Genomic DNA, 19,931 nt, shown 5'->3' with positions numbered 1-19,931 from the left:
TCCAACGCCGTTTCCGTCAGCGGTCGGGTTCCGGTGCCGGAGCAACACCGGCCGCGGAGCAACACCGGCCGGGCAGGACGTCAGTCCGTTCGTCCCATCACCCCAGAAGGTGGGCAAGAGGTTCGTCTCCAGCGGGATAAGGGCGTTCCTGGGGTAGCAGCCGGGCAGCGGAGTCCAAGTCGCCGACGCTGACGAGGGCGTGGATCTCGTGGGCGAGCGGGGTCACGTCGCTGATGGCGACAGTCCAGTCGTCCGCGTAGCGCCGTACGGCCTCACCGGCGAGACCCAGTTGCAAGGACCGGTACGGCAGGGTCTGGAGGCGCAGATCGCGCTCGGGGTCCCACTGCACCCGAGCGGGGGCACGCTTCAACTGGCGCTGCCAGGTGGCTCGGTCGGGGTGCACTCCGCGGACGTAGCTCGACAGACACGCATGGCGCAGCGCCCACTCGAAGCCCTCACGGCTGATCTCGACAGCGAGGACGGTCTCCTGCCCCGCTTTCGTGCCCCAGCCGCAGCGGTACATCATCCACAGGAAAGAGGGCTTGATCCAAGTCATCCTGTCCCGCTTCCACCCACTGGAGAAACGGCCCTCGCGGGCAGCGGGCAGGCCGATTTCCGGCGGGTACGCCTGGTAGACGGTGATCGTGGACTCGGCGTAGGCCGCACGGATCCCGTGTTGGGGTTGCTCCATGGCGTACAGCGTGGGCTCCGCCTGGTCAGGCGGCTACTGAATTTCGGCGGGCCCTGACCGCGAGGGAGAGCATCCGAGGTGGACCGTCCAGTTGCCAGTTGCCAGTTGCCAGTCGCCAGTCGCCAGTTACCCGTGCCACGGCCGCCCTCTTCGGGCCCCTGGGGTCACGGCACCGGTACTTGTCCGGGGGTCTCCGGTGCGGGAGCTGCGCCCGTCGGGCAGGACGCTCCCGGTTCGTCTCGAACGGGCCGTCCAGATGGATCCAGCTGGATCTCCGTCCCGACCGGCCTGTGCCGCCCTGTGGCCGGCCGGGAGCTGATCACTGGTCTCCCATGCTCTGTGCGGGGAGGCAGGAAATGGGAGCCCTTCAGGACGGGACGGCGGCGTCGGCACCCGCGGCCGACTCGTCGGTCCCCGGATCCGACGGCTCTCGGAGCTGCTCGCGCACATAGCTCCAGACCACCGCGATCAGTGCGGCGATCGGAACCGCGAGGAGACTGCCCACGATGCCGGCCAGGTTGCCGCCCAACGTCACCGCCAGCAGGATCACCGCTGCGTGGAGGCCGAGTCCACGACTTTGGATCATGGGCTGGAACACGTTGCCCTCCAACTGCTGCACCACGATGATGATGGCCAGCACGATCAGTGCGTCCGTCAGGCCGTTGGAGACCAGCGCGATAAGAACCGCGACGAAACCGGCGAACAGGGCACCAATGATCGGCACGAACGCGGAGACGAAGGTCAGCACCGCCAGCGGGAGCACCAGCGGTACCCCGAGAATCCACAGGCCCAGGCCGATCAGGACGGCGTCGAGGAGGCCGACAGCCGCCTGGGAGCGCACGAACGAACCCAGGGTGTCCCAGCCGCGCGAGGCCACGGTCGGGACGTCGGTGGCGAGCCGGCCGGGCAGCTGATGGGCGAGCCACGGCAGGAAGCGCGGGCCGTCCTTGAGGAAGAAGAACATCAGGAAGAGGGCCAGGACGGCGGTGACCAAGCCGTTCACCACGGTGCTCACCCCCGTGACGACAACGCCGACCATGCTGCCGAGGCCGTCCTGTGCGCGGGAGACGGCGGTGTCGAAGGCCTTGTTGATCTGGGCGTCACCGATGTTCAACGGCGGCCCGGCGGCCCACTCCCGCAACTTCTGGATGCCTTCGACCACGCCGTCGGTCAGTTCGCCGGACTGGGATGCCACTGGTACCGCGATCAGCGCCACGAACCCCATGGCGACCAGCAGGAACAGCACGGTCACGGCCGATGCGGCCGGGGCGGGTTTCCAGCCGCGCCGACGCAGGAAACGGGTCGGTGGCCAGGTCAGTGTGGTCAGAAGCAGGCCGACCACGAGCGGCCAGACGACCGACCACATGCGGCCGAGGATCCACAAAGTCACCGCGAGCATCAAAAGTATGAGCAGCAACTCTGCGGAGGCACGCGCCGTCGTGCGGAGCGCGGCGCGGGTTTTTGTGGAACTCAAGGTGGCAGTCACGGATGCACCCTATGGGTACTCACGTCACACCGAAACGGCTGCTCGCAGTGTGCGGACCCCCACGTATGACGATCCCGGGTTGAATCGGACTCCCGGGCCTCGGCCGCTCTTGCGGCAGCAGCCGGACTGCGCGGCAGGGCGGCGCCCTCCTCGCGGTGGCCGGAGGTCACCGACCTTCCGGCCGGTCGGCAAGGCGCGGAATTGCCTGGAACCCTCGCGCGTTGAGCGAACTGGGCAAGGGATGCCGGTGGTGTGCGAGCCGAGCAGCCCGAGCGACCGAGCTGACAGAAACTGGAGGGACCTCGATGGCTGCGCAGACGCAGAGGGCAGTGCTCGCGGGCGGATGCTTCTGGGGGATGGAGGACCTGATCCGCCGACTCCCGGGCGTGACGGCGACCCGGGTCGGATACACCGGCGGCGACGTGGCGAACGCGACGTACCGAAACCATGGCACGCACGCGGAGGCCATCGAGATCCTCTTCGACCCCGCGGGCACCGATTTCCGCACGATCCTGGAGTTCTTCTTCCAGATCCACGACCCGAGCACCAAGAACCGCCAGGGCAACGACATCGGCCTCAGCTACCGCTCGGCGATCTACTACGTGGATGACGAGCAGAAGCGGATCGCCGAGGACACGATCGCGGATGTGGACGCCTCCGGACTGTGGCCGGGCAAGGTCGTCACCGAGGTGGAGCCGGTCGGCCCCTTCTGGGAGGCCGAGCCCGAGCACCAGGACTACCTGCAGCGTTACCCGGACGGCTACACCTGCCACTTCCCGCGCCCGGGATGGCGGCTGCCCGCCCGCGCGGAGGGCTGACCGCAGAGGCGGCCCGGCGGAAGACGGAGGCCGACCGGACCAGACGGTGACGACACCATCGATCGATACCGCCCGCATTCCGCCTGTGCCCCATCGACGCATTCCGCCTGTACACATCGACGGATGCCGCCCGTCCCCCGTCGCTGTCGGCCGGCCGGGTCGGTTCGCCCCGGCCGCCCTCACTCCGTGGCCTCCTACTCAGCCCCCGCCGACACGACCGCCTGCGCCGACAGGTTCCGGATACGGCAGTAGCGCGCCGTCATCCCCTTGCCGTGATAGCGCCACGGCAGCGCGTTCACGTACCCGTCCACCAGCTTGAACTGCTCGATCGCGGCCTCGTCGCGGTCCTGGAGGGAGAGGTAGTACGCCAGCAGGTGGCGGAGTTCCGGGAGGCGCGGGTGGGCCGGGTCGGCTGCTGCGGCGTCGGCCAGGCCGGCGTTCACGCGGGCGATCATCTCCGGGGCGCGGTCGGCGGCGTTGTCGTCCGACTCGTCGTGCTCGAAGTGGGCGATCAGCGGGAGGACCGTCAACAGGCTGCCCAGTGGGGCGGACGCCGCCGCGCGCTCGGCGAACTCGGCCGCGAGCCGCTCCGAGCCGCACCACTTCTTGCACCAGTACTGCAGCGCCCGCCAGTGGGCCTCGTAGTGGTGGGGGGCGCGTGCGGTGATCTGCGCCCACAGCTTGTCCATCTCGGAGTGCGGGTAGCTGAGTCCGGTGGCCACCGTGATCTCCGAGATGTACGGAGTGGGGTCGCCGGGGTTCAGCGCCGCCGCCCGGGCTATCTCGTCACGGGAACGCCGCAGCATCCGGTGGAACCCGTCGAACTGCTCCCGCGTGGTGTGCTTGGCCCACTGGGCACCCCTGAGCTGTCCGGCGAGCATGACGGTGCTGCTCGCCCGGACCACAGCCGCGTCCGGGTCGTCGGGACCGTCGGCCTCCCAGGCGATCAGCCAGTCGTCCTCCTCCGCCGCGAACCCGGCGAGATGCGCCACGGCCATGGACCGGAGATCCCAGTTCCGCCCGATGCCGTCCAACAGCCCGGCGCCGGCCCTCCAGTCACCGCCACGCACGGCGGCGAACGCAGCCTCCCAGCCGGCCGGCAGAGGTCCCGCGTATTCGGTGTTCTGCCGATCGGCGGGGAGGAGACCGAGCTGTTCGGCGGCCTCGGCACCACCACCGTCCTCGCCGCCGCCGGTTCCCTTCATCTGGGCGGCGAACTCCTTGACGAACACCCCGCCCAGCCAGAGCACGACGAGCAGGGTGGGAACGGCCAGAATGCCCAGGATCCAGAGCAGTACGGTCATCGGGGAGCGTCCGTTTCTCGGGAGGCGGGATCGCGGGGAGCGGGGGGAAGCAGGGCGCGCAGCGGGGCGGTGTCCGGGGGGTCGGCGAGGGCCGTGTCCACGGCGATGGCGATCGCGGCGTCGAGCCCGGGGGCGCCGTCGTCCGGTGTGCTGCCCGGTGCCGGGAGCAGACGTGCCTTCGCCGGCTGCTCCCAGGAGAACTCCCAGCGCATCCGCGACCGCGCGCTGAACTCCGCCATCACCATACTGTGCAGAGAGTTGTGCAGCGTCGGACGTACGAACTCACGGAACGCACGCCCCTTCGCCGCGACCGCCTCGTCCGACAGCGGCAACCGGCGCGCCAGCTGCCACAGTTGGCCGTTGTCGATGAGGGTGAGGAGGGCCGGGAGGGTGGGGCGGTCCTTCGTGTACAGGGCCAGGGCCCGGTGGAGCGGGGTGTTGAGCGCGGCCAGATTGCCCGCCATCGCGCCGTCGAGGAGTTCCTGCCAGTCGGAGGTACGCCGCGACTGCCGTACCTCCTCGGTCAGGACCGTGTCCTCCAGTGCGGCGAACGTGCGCTCCTCGTCCGCCAGTACGGCGATGGCCGCGCCGTGGGCCTCGTCCGCGCGGCCGTCGGCGGGGAGCAGCTCGATACGGCGTACGCGGTCGGCGACGGCCGGGTGGGAGTCGTACGGCGAGGTCGGCTCCGTGGGCAACTCGCTGCGCAGGCCCGCCAGTTCGAGCTGGCGGGCGGTCAGCATCCGGCCGAAGCCGCCGAACACCTCACCGTGCGGCGGCAGTAGCCCGGCGTCGGCGCCCAGGGCGGCGTAGCTGCGCGCGTAGAACCCGAACGCGCCGGTCAGCACCGGGATTTCGCGCAGTGCGGACGCGGTGGCGTCGCGGCCGGCGATCCGGGCGGCCGAGGCGTCGGCGGCGTACTCCTGGCGGCGGGAGTCGGCGAGCGTGGTGCGGAGGTACAACTCGGCGTACGCGGTGTAGATCCGGGCCAGCGTGCGGTACGTGACGCCCACGCCGTATGTGTCGATCTCCCGGCCCTTCTTGCCCCTGCCCTCGGCCTTGGCGTTCTTCCGCTCCTGCCGGGCCCGCTCCCGGCCTTCCACGCTGCCCGCGCGCTCCTCGAAGTTCCTTATGGTGCGCAGGAGTTGGGTACGTCCGCGCAGGGTGAGGGCGGCCAGCCGGGTGTCGGAGCCTGCGTAGTGGCCGAGTTCATGGGCGAGGACCGCGCGCAGCTGGGCCTCGGTCAGGCCCTGCATGAGGGGTACACCGAGACAGAGACGGCGCGGGCCGGGGAGGAGACCGAGCAGGCGGGCGTCCTCGCTGACGGCGGCGTTGACGTCACCGGTGAGGACGATGCGGGACGGGGCACGGGTGCCGACCTGGTCGGCCAACTCCCGCACCGTACGCCAGAGTTCCGGTTCGTCCACCTCGGTCACGGACAGGCCCGGCGGCTCCTCGGGCTTCGGTGTACGCAGCATGAGCAGGCCACGGGCCAACGGGATCGCCAGCACTATGGAGACGGCGGTCAGCTTTGTCGCGACGCCGGCCGGACCGTGCGCGAAGAGCAGGTAGTCGGCGCCGGCGAGTGCCGCCAGCAGGAGCACGCCGAGCAGATAGAAGCCGGCGAGCAGTACAAGAGCGCGCAGCGCGCGCAGGGTCGAGCCCATCGGGCCGGGATCCCTCCACGGAACGGGGACGGTGGGAAGGGCGCGCGGCCGAGCGGTGGGGTCATGACCGGCGGGTGGGGGAAAGCGGAGTATTGCCTACGGGCACGCGGGCAGGCAAGACATGATCATGCCACCGGGTGCGGGGTGGGAATGCAGGCGTCAGGAAGGGAGCTCTCCGTCCTCCCTCGGCCCCGGCCCCGGGCGCCTCTGACCGGCACTCCCCACCGTCACCCTGCCGCCCCGCCCCGACCCTCACCGCAGCAGTGTCGCCGGGCTTCCGCCGTTCGCCTCGTACCCCGCCACCGCCAGCGCCCGGTACACCGCGAACTCCGCCGCCGGATCGGCGGTGAGGGTCCAGGGGAGGGCGCCCACGTGGCCGTCGACGTGCACCAGCTGGTTCATGGCCTCCGCCCAGCGCTCGGAACGCACCAGGAAGAAGATCAGCAGATGGCGTACGTGAGCCAGCATCGGGTCGCCCGGCCGGGCCGCGTGGACCGCGTACAGCGCGCCGTGGATCGACTTCGCCACCACCTCGCTCTGGTAGAAGCCGCTGACGAGGTTCACCTCGGGCATGTGCTCGAAGACCGCGAACAGCGGCATCGCCGCCAGCAGCGAGCCCTGCGGAGCCCGGGCCGCCGCCGCTTCCGCGAAGGACATCGCCAGCGCGCGCGAGCCGTGCCACTTCTCGCACCAGTAGTGCAGGGCCGCGAGATGCGCCCCCATGTGCTCCGGCGCGCGGTCGAGGATCTTCAGCCACAGCTGCTCGAACTCCGGCCGGGAGTACGCCAGTCCGCGTGCCACCGACAGCTCGACGATGTACGGGATCGGGTCGCCGGGGGAGAGGAGCGCCGCGTCGCCGCACGCCGCCTTCGCCTCCTCCATGATGATCCGGAACTCGTCCGTCCCGGGCGTCGACGTACGCCACGCCTGCTGTACCAGGAACTCCGCGTGCACCGCCGCGCCGCCCGCGTCCTTGGGCGCCTCCGTTCGCCACACCCGCAGCCACTGGCCGCCCGGCGACTCGCTCACCCCGCCGGGGCGCTGCTGCAGCTCCAGCGACGCGGCACCCGCGAAGGCCTGCACGCGCTGCCAGCGCCGCTCGCCGTCCCTCTCCGTGCCGGCGAGCAACTGCGCCGCCGCTCTGTAGTCCTGCGTGCGCTGCACGACGTCCAGGACGTCCAGCAGGTCCTGGTCGGGGCCGGGCATACGGATGTCCAGCGCCTCCTGCCGGACGAAGCCGTAGTTCGCCGGGTCCGCGGCGTCCGGGTCGCCGGGGGCGACCTGCTGAATACCGGCACTCCTGCGCCGCATGAACGGCAACACCACGAAGCCGAGCATGACCAGCGCCATCAGGACCCAGAGAATCTCCATGCCTCAAGCGAACCAGACGCCTGTGACAATTGGCCAACCCGGTCTGGAGAAGGCCCCAGGAAGCCCTTCGGATCTCGGAAGCCCTCCGGACCCGTCAGGAATCCTTCGGCTGGCCAGCCGGATAGGTCCCGGCACCCGTTCCTTCCCGGCCCAGCTCGCTCCCGGCGCCCGTCGGTGACGACCCGCACGGTTACGGTCACGGTGTGCCGTTGCCGGGAGCGGCGGCGCGCGCGGTCGGGGAGAGCGGGTCGAGCCGGTGACCGCGACGGCCGGTGAACCGGTCGCGACGACCAGCGCGAGGCGCCCCGATCCGCCCCCGCAGCCGGCCTCGAACCGCCCGCCACATCCGTATACACCCCGGAACCGGTCCCGGTCGGCGCCGGATTCCGGGCCGGTCGGTTCTGACGCCGGCCTCGGCCCGCGCCAGGACCGCTTCAGCCCGCTGCAGGATGAACCCGTACCGGTCCGCCGTAGGAACCGCTTCAGCCCGCCGTGGGATCCGTGCCGATCCGGCCTGGAACCCGGCCAGGGTCTGCCCCGTCCTCCCCGGAGCCCGCTCACCCCGGCCTCAGAGCCCTCGCCCCGGGCCCTCGCCCCGGAGCCCCGGCCCGGCTCCCGGAGGCCGTGGCCGTCACCAAACCCCCGGGCGGACTACCCTCGGTCCACATGAGCGACAGGCACATCAGTCAGCACTTCGAGACCCTCGCGATCCACGCGGGCAACACCGCGGATCCCCTCACCGGCGCGGTCGTCCCGCCGATCTACCAGGTCTCGACCTACAAGCAGGACGGCGTCGGCGGGCTGCGCGGCGGCTACGAGTACAGCCGCAGCGCCAATCCGACCCGTACCGCCCTCGAAGAGAACCTCGCGGCCCTGGAGGGCGGTCGCCGTGGTCTCGCGTTCGCGTCCGGACTGGCGGCCGAGGACTGCCTGTTGCGTACGCTGCTCAGCCCCGGCGACCACGTGGTCATCCCGAACGACGCGTACGGCGGCACGTTCCGCCTCTTCGCGAAGGTCGTCGCCCGATGGGGCGTGGAGTGGTCGGTCGCCGACACCAGCGACCCCGCCGCCGTGCGGGCCGCCCTCACCCCGAAGACCAAGGCCGTGTGGGTGGAGACGCCCTCCAACCCGCTCCTCGGCATCACCGACATCGCGGCCGTCGCCCAGATCGCCCGCGAGGCCGGCGCCCGGCTCGTCGTCGACAACACCTTCGCCACGCCCTACCTCCAGCAGCCCCTGGCCCTCGGCGCCGACGTCGTCGTGCACTCCCTGACCAAGTACATGGGCGGCCACTCCGACGTCGTCGGCGGCGCACTGGTCACCGGCGACCAGGAACTCGGCGAGGAGCTGGCGTACCACCAGAACGCGATGGGCGCGGTCGCCGGCCCCTTCGACTCCTGGCTGGTGCTGCGCGGCGCCAAGACGCTCTCCGTACGGATGGACCGGCACAGCGAGAACGCCACCAGGATCGCCGACATGCTCACCCGGCACGCGCGCGTGACGCGCGTTCTCTACCCGGGACTCCCGGAGCACCCCGGTCACGAGGTCGCCGCCAAGCAGATGCGGGCGTTCGGCGGCATGGTGTCGTTCCAGGTCCAGGGCGGCGAGGAGGCGGCCGTCGAGGTCTGCGACCGCGCGAAGGTGTTCACGCTCGGCGAGTCCCTCGGCGGCGTGGAGTCCCTGATCGAGCACCCGGGACGCATGACGCACGCGTCCGTCGCCGGCTCGGCCCTGGAGGTTCCCGGCGACCTCGTACGCCTCTCCGTGGGCATCGAGAACATCGAGGACCTCCTGGAGGACCTCCAGCAGGCCCTCGGCTAGACCGGCCGCGACCCGGTCCCCCCGCGACCGGGTCTCACCAGCCCGTCAGGGGTGGAGTCGTCACCGACGGCGGCTCCACCCAGGGCTGGACCATCGCCGCCCACAGGCTGAAGACGACCACCGCGGCGAACAGCAGCAGCCACATCAGCCGCCGCGCCGCCCGCCTGCGCCGCAACATGCGGCTGCCCCGCCGTACGACCTCCCCGTACAGGTCGGCCGGCACCGGAGGCGGCGTACCCTCCATGAGCCGCCGCACGGCGACCTCCCGTTCCCGCCGGCTCACGACGGCACCACCTTCGGCCCGGCAACGGTCGGCGCCGGTTCCCGCGGCGGGTGCAGCAGCGTCGCCGTCGCCCGGTCGCAGATCGCGTGGACACGATCCGTGGGCAGACCGAGCAGCGCCGCCGTCTGCTCCTCCCCGACCCCCTCGTGCAGCCGCAGGACCAGGATCAGCCGTTGCTGGGGAGTGAGCCGGGCCAGGGCGCTGCCGGGATGCGGGCGGGCCCGGCCGAGACCGCCGTACCGGTGCCAGGCCCCGCGCGCGAAGCGGACGGCGAGATGCCGGCGGGCCCGGTCGTACGGGTCCTCGCCGCGCATCCGGTCCCAGCACGCGTACGTGTGCGCGAAGGCATGCGTGAGCAGAACCCGCGCGCGCGGGTTGTCGTGCGGCGCCTCCGCCGTGAGCAGCGTGGCCGTGTGCAGCAGCCGGCCGGCCGCGCCCGCGACGAACGCCTCGAAGTCCCGGGACGGTCGGGCACCCCGGGACACCCGCCGTTCTCGCACCGTGCCTCCCGTCGTACGACAAGGAACCCGGTCTTATCTGAGGCCAGGGGCCACCCGCCGGTCAAGAGCCGGGAAGCGCGAGCCAGAGGAAGCCGGTCAGGAGGCGGGCTCCGGTTCCCCCACCGCGATGCCCTGGGCCGCCTGACGGGCGGAGAGGGCGGTGTTGAAGCGCGTGAGGAGCGTGCAGAACACCTCGCGCTCCTCCGGCGCCCACTCCTCCGTCAGCTCGGCCATCAACTGACGCCTCGACGACCGTACTTCCTCCAGCCGCGACAGCCCGCGCGGAGACAACTGGAGGACCACCGCCCGCCCGTCCTCGGGGTGCGAGGTGCGCTTGACGAGGCCCGTGTCGACGAGCGGAGCCACCTGCCGGGTAACCGTCGACGAGTCGATGCCCATGCTCGCGGCGAGCGCCTTGACGCCCATCGGGCCTTCCTTGTCGAGGCGGTTGAGCAGCAGATACGCGGCACGGTCCATCGAGTTGCGCACCTGCCCGACTCCCCCGAGCCGGGTCTGTTCGGCACGGCGCGCGAACACCGCGACCTCGTGCTGCAACGTGTCGAGGAGACCGGTGTCACCGACGGTCGTCATGTCCATCGACATTTCAGGTGTTGTGGGCATGGCCGGGGGCTCGCTTCATCAAAGGGGGTGCTGGGTTGGGGGACAGGGTACGCGGCAGAAAGGCGGCCCGTACCGACGCTGCGAAAACCGATCTCGGAGCTTGGTCACACCGCGAGCCCGCGCCTGTGAACTGCGAGACTTGAGTCATGAGCTACAGCACGGCTGACTCCTTGCGTCACCTGAGGCCCGTCACCCTCGACGATGTGCGCGGCGCGCAGAAGATGCTCCTGGGTGTGGCACGGGTGACGGCCATGGAGGGCAGCCGGCATCTGTCCCAGCTGGTGGGTGCGCCGGTGCACCTCAAGTGCGAGAACCTCCAGCGGACCGGGTCCTTCAAGCTGCGGGGCGCGTACGTCCGTATCGCCGGGCTGCTGCCCGAGGAGCGCGCCGCCGGGGTCGTCGCGGCCAGCGCCGGCAACCACGCGCAGGGGGTAGCCCTGGCCTCGGCGCTGCTCGGGGTGCGCGCGACCGTGTTCATGCCGCAGGGCGCCCCGCTGCCGAAGATCAGCGCCACCCGCGAGTACGGCGCCGAGGTGAGGCTGCACGGTCAGGTCGTCGACGAGACCCTGATCGCCGCCCAGGAGTACGCGGACCGGACGGGCGCGGTGCTGATCCACCCCTTCGACCACGCCGACATCATCGCCGGGCAGGGCACGGTCGGCCTGGAGATCCTGGAACAGTGCCCCGAGGTACGCACGATCCTCGTCGGGATCGGTGGGGGCGGCCTGGCCGCCGGGATCGCGGTCGCCGTCAAGTCGGTGCGGCCCGACGTACGGATCGTGGGCGTACAGGCGGCGGGAGCCGCCGCGTATCCGCCCTCGCTGGCGGCCGGCCGGCCGGTGTCGGTCGCGAACCCGGCCACGATGGCCGACGGCATCAAGGTCGGGCGGCCCGGAGACGTGCCGTTCGCGATCATCGGCGAACTGGTCGACGAGGTCCGCACGGTCAGCGAGGACGAGCTGTCGGCCGCGCTGCTGCTCTGCCTGGAGCGGGCCAAGCTCGTCGTGGAACCGGCCGGGGCGAGCCCGGTCGCGGCGCTGCTGAGCGATCCCGGGTCCTTCGAGGGGCCGGTCGTGGCGGTGCTGTCCGGCGGCAACGTCGACCCGGTGCTGCTGGAGCGCATCCTGCGCCACGGCATGGCCGCACAGGGCCGCTACCTGGCGGTTCGGCTGCGGCTGACGGACCGGCCGGGCGCCCTCGCGACGCTGCTCGGGGTGTTGTCAGTGGTCGACGCTAATGTCCTCGACGTGGGCCACGTCCGGACCGATCCGCGGCTCGGACTCACGGAGGCGGAGGTCGAGCTGCACCTGGAGACGAAGGGGCCGGCGCACTGCGCCGAGGTCGGCCTGGCCCTGCGCGAGGCCGGTTACCTCGTCATCGGCTGAGACCACTCACTCGGACGGGTGGCCTCCGGAAAAATGCGTGAGGGACGCGATACATCGCGTTATGGTGTGTGTCACGCCTCTGGTCCCGCCCCAGTCCGTTAGCTCGTCCGCTCATCCTCCCTCCCTCCCGCCCGCCGGTCAGGCGGGGCGGGGCGAAGGGGAAAAATCTAGGCTTTTGCGGTAACCCCAACGACGTGGAGAACTGATATGCCAGGTGCCATCTATGCCGAAGGCCTGGTGAAGACCTTCGGTGACGTAAGGGCTCTGGACGGCGTCGATCTTGACGTCCCGGAGGGCACGGTCCTCGGTCTGCTCGGACCGAACGGAGCGGGCAAGACCACCACCGTCCGCTGTCTGACGACTCTGCTGCGGCCCGACCGCGGCTCGGCGGTCGTCGCGGGCATCGACGTCCTGAAACACCCCGACGCCGTCCGCCGCTCGATCGGCCTCTCCGGCCAGTTCGCGGCGGTCGACGAGTATCTGACCGGCCGCGAGAACCTCCAGATGGTCGGTCAGCTGTACCAGATGAAGGCGAAGGCCGCGAAGGTCCGCGCGGCCGAACTGCTGGAGCAGTTCCACCTCGCGGACGCCGCCGACCGCCCCGCGAAGACCTACTCCGGAGGCATGCGCCGCCGGCTCGACCTCGCGGCGGCCCTGGTCGTCTCGCCGCCGGTGATGTTCATGGACGAACCGACGACCGGCCTCGACCCGCGCAACCGCCAGCAACTGTGGGAGGTCATCAAGCAGTTGGTCTCCGGGGGGACGACACTGCTGCTGACGACGCAGTATCTGGAGGAGGCCGACCATCTCGCGCACGACATCGCGGTGGTCGACCACGGGCGGGTCATCGCCCGCGGCACCTCCGACGAGCTCAAGGCCCGCACGGGTGGCGAGCGCGTCGAGGTCGTCGTGCACGAGCGCGAGCACATCGCGACCGCCTCCGAAGTGCTCAGCGCCTTCGGCAGGGGCCAGGGAGAGGTCGCCGTCGAGGAACACATGCGCAAACTCACCGTGCCCGTCACCGGCGGCGCGAAGCTCCTCGCCGAGGTCATCCGCGAACTGGACACCCGCGGCATCGAGATCGACGACATCGGCCTGCGCCGCCCCACCCTCGACGACGTCTTCCTCTCCCTGACCGGCCACGTGGCCGAGGTGAAGGACGAGGAGAACGGCGCGGCGAGCGCGAAGCAAGGCGGAGAACAGGACACGAAGCAGAGCGGAAAGGACACCGTCAAGTGAGTGCCGTCACGGACGCGGCGCCCGCAGTGGCGTCCACGAACCCGTTCAGTCAACTGATCCGCGACTCGCTGGTCGTTGCGAAACGGAACCTTATCCGCATGTCCAGGATTCCCGAGATGGTGATCTTCGGACTCATCCAGCCGATCATGTTCGTGGTGCTGTTCGCGTATGTCTTCGGCGGCTCCATGAACATCGCGGGGTCGACGGACTCCAGCACCTACCGCGAGTTCCTGATGGCCGGCATCTTCGCGCAGACCGTCACCTTCGCAACGGCGGGCGCCGGCGCGGGCATCGCTGACGACATGCACAAAGGCCTCATCGACCGTTTCCGCTCCCTGCCCATGGCGCGCGGCGCGGTCCTGACCGGGCGCACGCTCGCCGACCTCGTGCAGACAGCGCTCACCCTGTTCGTGCTGGCGGTGGTGGCGCTGCTGGTCGGCTGGCGCACACACACCAACATCGGTGAGGTGCTCGGCGCCTTCGGACTGCTGCTCCTGGCGGGATACGCGTTCACCTGGATCGGCGCCCTGATCGGCCTGTCGGTGCGTACGCCCGAGGCGGCCACTTCCGGCGGCCTGATCTGGCTCTTCCCGGTCACGTTCGTCTCGAACGCGTTCGTGGACTCCAGTCGCATGACCCCGTGGCTGCGGCACATCGCCGACTGGAACCCCTTCAGCGCCACGGTGCAGGCTTGCCGGGTGCTGTTCGGCAACCCCGGCGTCTCGCCGTCGGACGCCTGGCCCATGCAGCACCCGGTGTGGGCCTCGGCCATCTACTCGGTCCTGATCATCCTCATCTTCAGGACCCTGGCGGTCCGCAAATACCGTTCGGACACCGCGTGACGCTGCCCCGGGTATGACGATGCCCCCGGCGCCAGGAGGGTGCCGGGGGCTCGTAAGGGGCGAGGCGGGGAATCCCCGAAGGGGCGGTTCCGGGAGGTCAGGCCTGGTAGGGCACGGCCTTCAGGATCTTCACGGAGGCGAGCTTGCCGTTGGGCAGCTCGTACTGGGCGTCCGCGCCGACCTTCTTGCCGCTCACCCCGCTGCCGAGCGGAGACTGCGGCGAGTAGGTCTCGATGTCGGAGCTGGCGTACTCGCGCGAGGCGAGCAGGAAGGTCAGCGTGTCGTCCTCGTCGCCGTCGAAGGCGATGGTCACGACCATGCCGGGCGCCACCGCGCCGTTCGCCGCCGGAGCCTCGCCGACCTTCGCGTTCTCCAGGAGCTGGGTCAGCTGGCGCACACGGAGCTCCTGCTTGCCCTGCTCCTCCTTGGCGGCGTGGTACCCGCCGTTCTCGCGCAGGTCGCCCTCCTCGCGTGCAGCGGCGATCTTGGCGGAGATCTCCGTGCGCGCAGGACCAGTAAGGTGCTCAAGCTCGTCCTTGAGCTTGTTGTACGCCTCCTGGGTCAGCCAGGTGACGTTCTCGCTGGTCTGGGTCACAGGTGCTCCTCGTAGGTACTGGGAATACAAAGCATCGCCCTACCAGAAGAATGTTCCTCCACGGATGGGCGAAACCACGAGCCTAACAATTCAGCGGCGGCAGGGGGAGGACATAAGCCATCAGAAATACGTCAACGCAGGTCAGTGCTTGTGTGATGAGTGTGACCCTCGTTGCTGACCCCGGTTGCTGACCCGGGCGGCGGCCTCAGCCGCTGTGGCAGCCGAGCAGCTCGGCCGTGGTGCCCATGGACGTCGTGCGGAGGGTGACGACCTTGTCGACGCGGGTGGCGTCACCGTCGAAGCGGAAGTCGGCGCGGCCGACCTCGGCACCGTTCTCGGCCTGGGAGCGGACCGTGCAGTAGCCGTTCGTTCCTGAGTCCTTGCGGACCTCCAGATGAACCTTGACCGAGTCGTCGTACGTCTTGAAGGTGATGATCTCGGCGCTGATCTTGTTACCGACGACGTAGTGGTAGCCGAACCAGCCGACCACGACGAGCATGACCGACCCGAGGAAGGCGGCGAGGAGCTTGAGTCTGCGGTCGGCGCGGTCGTCCGTGGAGCGGCCGTACCGTCCCTCGGGCAGTCGCGTGGTCGCCGTACTCATGATCGTCCTCTCCGCGAAGGCCCGGGAAGCCGGGCCCCGGAATTATTGGCCGCTCGGTTCGGTCACTATAGAAGCTGCTCATCGCACCCGCTCACACCGGGCGCCGACCTACGAGGATTGAGTCTTGACTGACCAGCTGCGACTGATGGCCGTGCACGCGCACCCCGACGACGAGTCGAGCAAGGGTGCGGCCACCATGGCGAAGTACGTGTCCGAGGGGGTGGACGTGCTCGTCGTGACCTGCACGGGCGGGGAGCGCGGTTCCATCCTCAACCCGAAGCTGCAGGGCGACAAGTACATCGAGGAGAACATCCACGAGGTACGCAAGAAGGAGATGGACGAGGCCCGCGAGATCCTCGGCATCAAGCAGGAGTGGCTCGGCTTCGTCGACTCCGGCCTGCCCGAGGGCGACCCGCTGCCGCCGCTGCCCGAGGGCTGCTTCGCCCTGGAGGACGTGGACAAGGCGGCCGGGGAGCTGGTGAAGCAGATCCGCTCGTTCCGTCCGCAGGTGATCACGACGTACGACGAGAACGGCGGGTACCCGCACCCCGACCACATCATGACCCACACGATCTCGATGGTGGCCTTCGACGGCGCCGCGGACACCGAGAAGTACCCGGAGCCGGAGTTCGGCCCGGCGTACCAGCCGCGGAAGCTGTACTACAACCAGGGCTTCAACCGGCCGCGTACCGAGGCGCTGCACAACGCGCTGATCGAGCGCGGGATGGAGTCGCCGTACGGGGACTGGCTGAAGCGGTGGTCGGAGTTCGAGCGCACCGAGCGCACGCTGACCACGCATGTCCCGTGCGCGGAGTTCTTCGGGATCCGCGACAAGGCGCTGCTCGCGCACGCCACCCAGATCGACCCCGACGGGGGCTGGTTCCGGGTGCCGCTGGATCTTCAGCGGGAGGTCTGGCCGACGGAGGAGTACGAGCTCGCGAAGTCGCTCGTGGACACTTCCCTCCCCGAGGACGACCTCTTTGCGGGCATCCGCGACAATGCCTGACATGAGTGCAAGCGCAAGCCTGGCAATGACGCACCTCGTCCCGTTCGCGGCGGAGGTCGACGAGGACAAGGTGACCCCCGGTGTCCTCGGCTTCATCGTGTTCGCGGTGATGGCTCTGGCCGTGTGGGCCCTGATGAAGTCCATGAACAAGCAGATGGGCAGGATCGACTTCAAGGAGGCGCCGGACCCCGAGAAGTCCCCCGACGCCGCCAAGGAAGCGGCCAGGGGGGCGGCCAAGGGCTCCGCGCAGGAGTGAGGCCGCACCGGGTGCCCGGCACCCGGTGACCGGCCTTCCGCTCTGCCTCCGCTCTACCTCCGGCCTGCCGCCGCCACCGGCACCCCCATGACCTCCCGGGCGTGCCGGTTCGGGATCATGCCCAGGCGCCACCCCTGCCAGCCCGACTCCAGCGCCACACCGCGCTCCAGGAGGAGCTGGTAGGCGTCGACGAAGTCGTCGAGCTTCTCGTCGCGTGACGGGTGGCGGCCCCGGGACAGCTGGGACAGCTCCTCCTGGGCCACCGCCGTGCCGATGTCGACGCCGCCGGGGGCCGCGTACGGCAGGAGGGTGCAGCGCAGGAAGCGCGCCCAGTCCTCGCCGCGCCGGTCACCGTACGAGGTGAACAGGCCGATCGCCTCGTCGCAGAGGGCCAGCGCCTGCTGGGTGCGGGCGTTGCCCGCGTCGACAATCGCGAGTTCCAGGCAGGTCCAGGCCTCGCCGTGGGCCACCCCGATGCGCTGGAAGTCGGCGCGGGCGTCCACCAGAAGCTGGCGCGCGAAGCCCGAGTTGCGCAGCGAACCCGTCTGGACGGCCCGCTGGTCCCGGGTGACACGGGCCGAGTGATGGCGGGCGCAGGCCAGGCCGTAGACGTCCCGGATGCGGGAGAACATCGTGCGGGACCGTTCCAGCTCGCGGACCGCCAGATCCAGGTTGCCGGTCTCCTCCAGGGACTGGCCCAGGTAGTAGACCGACCATGCCTCGCCGCGCGCGTCCTCGTTGTCCCGGTGGACCGCCGCCGCCTGCCGCAGTCCGTCGACCGCCGCCGACGCGTCCCCCGCGACCAGCCGGGCGCGGGCCAGCTGGGTCAGGGCCCAGGCCTCGCCACGGGTGTCGCGTGTACGGCCGTACAGATCGAGGGCCGTGCGCAGTTCGGACTCGGCGCGCGGTACGTCGCCCATCCGCAGGGCCAGTTGACCGAGCTGGAAGTGGGCCCACGCCTCGCCGTGGATCGACTCGCCCTCCTTGTGCAGGACCAGCGAGCGGGTCAGCAGGTCCCACGCCTCGGCGAGGCGGGAGCGGTCGCGTTCGACGGCGGCGAGGGCGTGCATCGTCCAGGCGCGGTCGGTCGCCAGTTCGGGTGCCTGCTGGAGGTCCAGGGACTCCTGGAGCTTCGCCGCCGCCTCGGCCAGGTTGCCCTGGTGGTGCAGCGTGATGCCGAGCGAGCACAGCGCCCGGGCGGCGCCCGCGTCGTGGTGGGCCTCCATGTACAGCTCGACGACCGAGGTGAGCGTCGTGCGCGCCTTGTCCAGTTCGCCCAGCTGACGGGCCGCGATACCCGTACGCCACTGCACCGAGCGGACCAGCAGACCCTCGTCCACCGACTCCGCCAGCTCGCTGATCTCGCCGAGCCGGTAGAGGTCGCCGCGCAGCAGGCAGTAGTCGCACAGGGCGCCCAGCAGGTTGAGTACGGCGGCCTGGTTGACGCCGTCCGCGTGCCGCAGCGTCGCCGTGATGAAGCTCGACTCGTCGTCCAGCCAGCGCAGCGCCTCGTCGAGGGAGGTGAAGCCGTGCGGGCTGAAGCGGTCCGAGCGGGTCGACATGTTGCCGTCGACCAGACGCAGCACCGAGTCGGCCAGCTCGCCGTAGCTCACGATCAGGCGCTCCTGTGCGGCGGTGCGCTCGGCCGGTTCCTCCTCGTCCAGGAGACGGGCCTGCGCGAAGGCGCGGACCAGGTCGTGCAGGCGGTAACGGCTGCCCCGGACGTGGTCGATCAGGCCCGCGCGGGCGAGCGCGTCCAGCTGACGGGTCGCCTCCGTGCGGTCCGTTGCCAGCAGGGCCGCGGCAGCCGCCGCGCCGAGCGTGGCCTGCCCGGCCAGCGCCAGCCTGCGCAGCAGCCGCCGGGCCGGCTCCGACTGGTCGGTGTAGCGCAGCCACAGCACCCGCTCCACCGGCTCGACAGGGCCGTACGCGCCCAGATCGGCGGCCAGCCGCCGCTGGCTGCGCGAGCCGAGCGAGGAGCCCGCGATACGCAGCGCGAGCGGCAGCCCGCCGCACAACTCCCGTATCCGGTCGGCGGATTCGGCATCGTACGGGCCTGCCGAACCGGACGGACCCGACCCCGGTTCCGCCTGCGTGGACGCGTTCAGCAGCTCCTCCGCACCCGCCGCGTCCAGGGGCTCGACGGGCAGCTGATGGACCCAGAAGGGCAGGTCGGCGGGGAGATCGAGGGGTTCGCGGGCGGTGACGATGACGAGGCTGTCGGAGCGCTCCGGGACGAGGGTGCGGACCTGCTCGGGGTCCTTGGCGTCGTCCAGGACGATCGTCACCGGGACCCCGGTGAGGTGCTGGTTGTACAGCTCGCTCAGCCTCCTGACCTGCTGGTCCGGTGACGAACGCTCACGGAAGAGCGACTGCTCGCGGGAGGCGCCGAGCCGGTTCAGGAGATACAGCAGGGCGTCGCGGGTGGGCAGCGGCGCCTCCTTCGGGCTGTCGCCGCGCAGATCCACCGCGCACGCGCCCCGGAACTGGTCCCGCAGATCGTGCGCCGCGTGGATGGCGAGCGCGCTGCGGCCACTGCCGGACGCCCCGTGCAGGACGACCAGGGTCGGCCGGGTCTCCGTACTCGCCCGGGCCGCGTGCACCCACTGCCGGATACGGGCCAGTTCCTGCCGTCGGCCCGCGAACGGCTCGTCCGGGTCCGGAAGTTGGGCGAAGGACTGCTCAAGGACGCTGCGCGTACGGGCCGCCGCGCTCTTGTCGCTGCCGCGCAGCCTCGGCCCCGGCTTCTTCGGGCCGGTGGACGCGCTGAGCACCCGCTGCTGGTCGAGGAACGGGCGTATGCCGCGTACCTCCAGCGCCGTCAGCCAGGTCAGCCGCAGCTGCTCGGGACCACCGGGCTGGCTCACGGCGCCGGCCCGGTGGTGGGCGGCCGGCAGATGGGATGCGGTCACCTTGAGGACCGTCGCGGCGGCGCCCACGACGCCCACGGTCAGTGCCGCGCCCATGGCGGTGCCCGCGCCGGTGCCCAGCGCCAGATCGGCGACGCCCGCCGCGAGCGCGGCGACAGCCGCCACCAGCAGGGGAGTTCCGGCGCCCTCCCGGGCGTAGCGCTGCCCGAAGGTGAGCTGCCCGGCCTTCGCCTCGTCGAGCGCCCGCGTGTACGCGGCGTACTCCTCCGCCGACGACTGCGCCATGGCGTCCAGCGCCCCGCGCGCCCGTGTCAGCAGCACACCCCCGTCGGTACGTCCCCCGGACCGCCGCACCTCTTCCTCCACGGCCCGGCCCAACAGCCGCTCGGCTTCCGCCCGGTGGCTGTCCCGCATGGTGTCCCCCTCTGGCAGCAATCTGATGGCAGCGATCCGATGGCGGCAAGGTGATGCAGCGATCTGACGGCAACGGCCTGTCCTCGGTGGCGCCTTGGTGTTCCTTGGTCAAGTGTCCTGCGGACGGCGCATCGGGGCGAGGGGGCGTGGGGCCCCGATCG

Annotated in this window: 18 protein-coding genes; 7 read left to right on the top strand and 11 right to left on the bottom strand. The window is 70.7% G+C overall.

What is annotated here, in order from left to right; all coding sequences use genetic code 11:
- Positions 1–97: 97 nt before the first annotated feature.
- Both IEY89_RS28125 and IEY89_RS28120 read right to left on the bottom strand, forming a co-directional pair.
- Positions 98–691 carry a DUF4291 domain-containing protein gene (locus IEY89_RS28125; protein WP_189150308.1) on the bottom strand — a complete coding sequence of 198 codons (594 nt, stop codon included), beginning with the start codon at positions 689–691 and terminating at the stop codon, positions 98–100.
- Between the two features lie 367 nt (positions 692–1,058).
- Complete coding sequence (locus IEY89_RS28120) at positions 1,059–2,177, bottom strand: AI-2E family transporter (RefSeq protein WP_189150307.1); 1,119 nt, start codon at positions 2,175–2,177, stop codon at positions 1,059–1,061.
- A 305-nt stretch (positions 2,178–2,482) separates the two neighbouring features.
- Between IEY89_RS28120 and msrA the strand changes: the two genes are divergently transcribed.
- Entirely contained in the window at positions 2,483–2,995 is a 513-nt protein-coding gene (gene msrA / locus IEY89_RS28115) for a peptide-methionine (S)-S-oxide reductase MsrA (RefSeq protein ID WP_189150306.1), read from the top strand.
- Positions 2,996–3,189: 194 nt separating this feature from the next.
- Here the strand turns inward: msrA and IEY89_RS28110 are convergent, their stop codons facing one another.
- From IEY89_RS28110 to IEY89_RS28100, 3 genes are all read right to left on the bottom strand, one after another.
- The gene (locus IEY89_RS28110) at positions 3,190–4,299 is read right to left on the bottom strand and encodes a hypothetical protein (RefSeq protein WP_189150305.1); all 1,110 of its coding nucleotides are present in this window, start codon (positions 4,297–4,299) and stop codon (positions 3,190–3,192) included.
- Complete coding sequence (locus IEY89_RS28105; protein ID WP_189150304.1) at positions 4,296–5,963, bottom strand: M48 family metalloprotease; 1,668 nt, start codon at positions 5,961–5,963, stop codon at positions 4,296–4,298. Before IEY89_RS28105 ends, IEY89_RS28110 begins: the two co-directional genes overlap by 4 nt.
- A 252-nt stretch (positions 5,964–6,215) precedes the next feature.
- Entirely contained in the window at positions 6,216–7,334 is a 1,119-nt protein-coding gene (locus IEY89_RS28100; protein ID WP_189150303.1) for a hypothetical protein, read from the bottom strand.
- Positions 7,335–8,000: 666 nt separating this feature from the next.
- Here IEY89_RS28100 and IEY89_RS28095 point away from each other — a divergent pair.
- The gene (locus IEY89_RS28095; protein ID WP_189150302.1) at positions 8,001–9,155 is read left to right on the top strand and encodes a cystathionine gamma-synthase; all 1,155 of its coding nucleotides are present in this window, start codon (positions 8,001–8,003) and stop codon (positions 9,153–9,155) included.
- Between the two features lie 34 nt (positions 9,156–9,189).
- On the opposite strand, the gene IEY89_RS40975 is transcribed toward IEY89_RS28095, so the two are convergent.
- From IEY89_RS40975 to IEY89_RS28085, 3 genes are all read right to left on the bottom strand, one after another.
- Positions 9,190–9,438, bottom strand: coding sequence for a hypothetical protein (locus IEY89_RS40975; protein ID WP_229695448.1), 249 nt, complete (start codon positions 9,436–9,438; stop codon positions 9,190–9,192).
- On the bottom strand, positions 9,435–9,938 hold the full coding sequence (locus tag IEY89_RS40970; protein WP_229695447.1) for a sigma factor-like helix-turn-helix DNA-binding protein: 504 nt from the start codon (positions 9,936–9,938) through the stop codon (positions 9,435–9,437). Before IEY89_RS40970 ends, IEY89_RS40975 begins: the two co-directional genes overlap by 4 nt.
- Positions 9,939–10,034: 96 nt before the next feature.
- Complete coding sequence (locus tag IEY89_RS28085; protein WP_189150301.1) at positions 10,035–10,541, bottom strand: MarR family winged helix-turn-helix transcriptional regulator; 507 nt, start codon at positions 10,539–10,541, stop codon at positions 10,035–10,037.
- Between the two features lie 164 nt (positions 10,542–10,705).
- Between IEY89_RS28085 and ilvA the strand changes: the two genes are divergently transcribed.
- The 3 genes from ilvA to IEY89_RS28070 all read left to right on the top strand — a co-directional run bounded on the left by ilvA (position 10,706) and on the right by IEY89_RS28070 (position 14,025).
- Complete coding sequence (ilvA, locus tag IEY89_RS28080) at positions 10,706–11,944, top strand: threonine ammonia-lyase (protein WP_189150300.1); 1,239 nt, start codon at positions 10,706–10,708, stop codon at positions 11,942–11,944.
- 207 nt (positions 11,945–12,151) lie between these two features.
- Positions 12,152–13,183 (top strand): ATP-binding cassette domain-containing protein, encoded by a 1,032-nt coding sequence (locus IEY89_RS28075; RefSeq protein WP_189150299.1) that lies wholly within the window; start codon positions 12,152–12,154, stop codon positions 13,181–13,183.
- Entirely contained in the window at positions 13,180–14,025 is an 846-nt protein-coding gene (locus IEY89_RS28070; protein WP_189150298.1) for an ABC transporter permease, read from the top strand. The genes IEY89_RS28075 and IEY89_RS28070 overlap by 4 nt, the downstream gene beginning before the upstream one ends.
- Positions 14,026–14,122: 97 nt before the next feature.
- Here the strand turns inward: IEY89_RS28070 and greA are convergent, their stop codons facing one another.
- Positions 14,123–14,620 carry a transcription elongation factor GreA gene (gene greA, locus IEY89_RS28065; protein ID WP_189150297.1) on the bottom strand — a complete coding sequence of 166 codons (498 nt, stop codon included), beginning with the start codon at positions 14,618–14,620 and terminating at the stop codon, positions 14,123–14,125.
- Positions 14,621–14,825: 205 nt separating this feature from the next.
- Complete coding sequence (locus IEY89_RS28060; protein ID WP_189150296.1) at positions 14,826–15,224, bottom strand: DUF4307 domain-containing protein; 399 nt, start codon at positions 15,222–15,224, stop codon at positions 14,826–14,828.
- A 145-nt stretch (positions 15,225–15,369) separates the two neighbouring features.
- Between IEY89_RS28060 and mca the strand changes: the two genes are divergently transcribed.
- Together mca and IEY89_RS28050 are read left to right on the top strand one after the other, a co-directional pair.
- Positions 15,370–16,230: a mycothiol conjugate amidase Mca gene (mca, locus tag IEY89_RS28055; protein WP_189150374.1), complete on the top strand. Its 861-nt coding sequence runs from the start codon at positions 15,370–15,372 to the stop codon at positions 16,228–16,230.
- The gene (locus tag IEY89_RS28050) at positions 16,223–16,486 is read left to right on the top strand and encodes a hypothetical protein (protein ID WP_189150295.1); all 264 of its coding nucleotides are present in this window, start codon (positions 16,223–16,225) and stop codon (positions 16,484–16,486) included. The genes mca and IEY89_RS28050 overlap by 8 nt, the downstream gene beginning before the upstream one ends.
- A gap of 53 nt (positions 16,487–16,539) precedes the next feature.
- Here the strand turns inward: IEY89_RS28050 and IEY89_RS28045 are convergent, their stop codons facing one another.
- Entirely contained in the window at positions 16,540–19,770 is a 3,231-nt protein-coding gene (locus IEY89_RS28045; protein ID WP_189150294.1) for a tetratricopeptide repeat protein, read from the bottom strand.
- Positions 19,771–19,931 lie beyond the last annotated feature (161 nt).

Origin of the sequence: Streptomyces lacrimifluminis, assembly GCF_014646095.1 — a bacterium.
Classification (GTDB): domain Bacteria; phylum Actinomycetota; class Actinomycetes; order Streptomycetales; family Streptomycetaceae; genus Streptomyces; species Streptomyces lacrimifluminis.
This window is presented reverse-complemented; position numbering and strand designations above follow the sequence as displayed.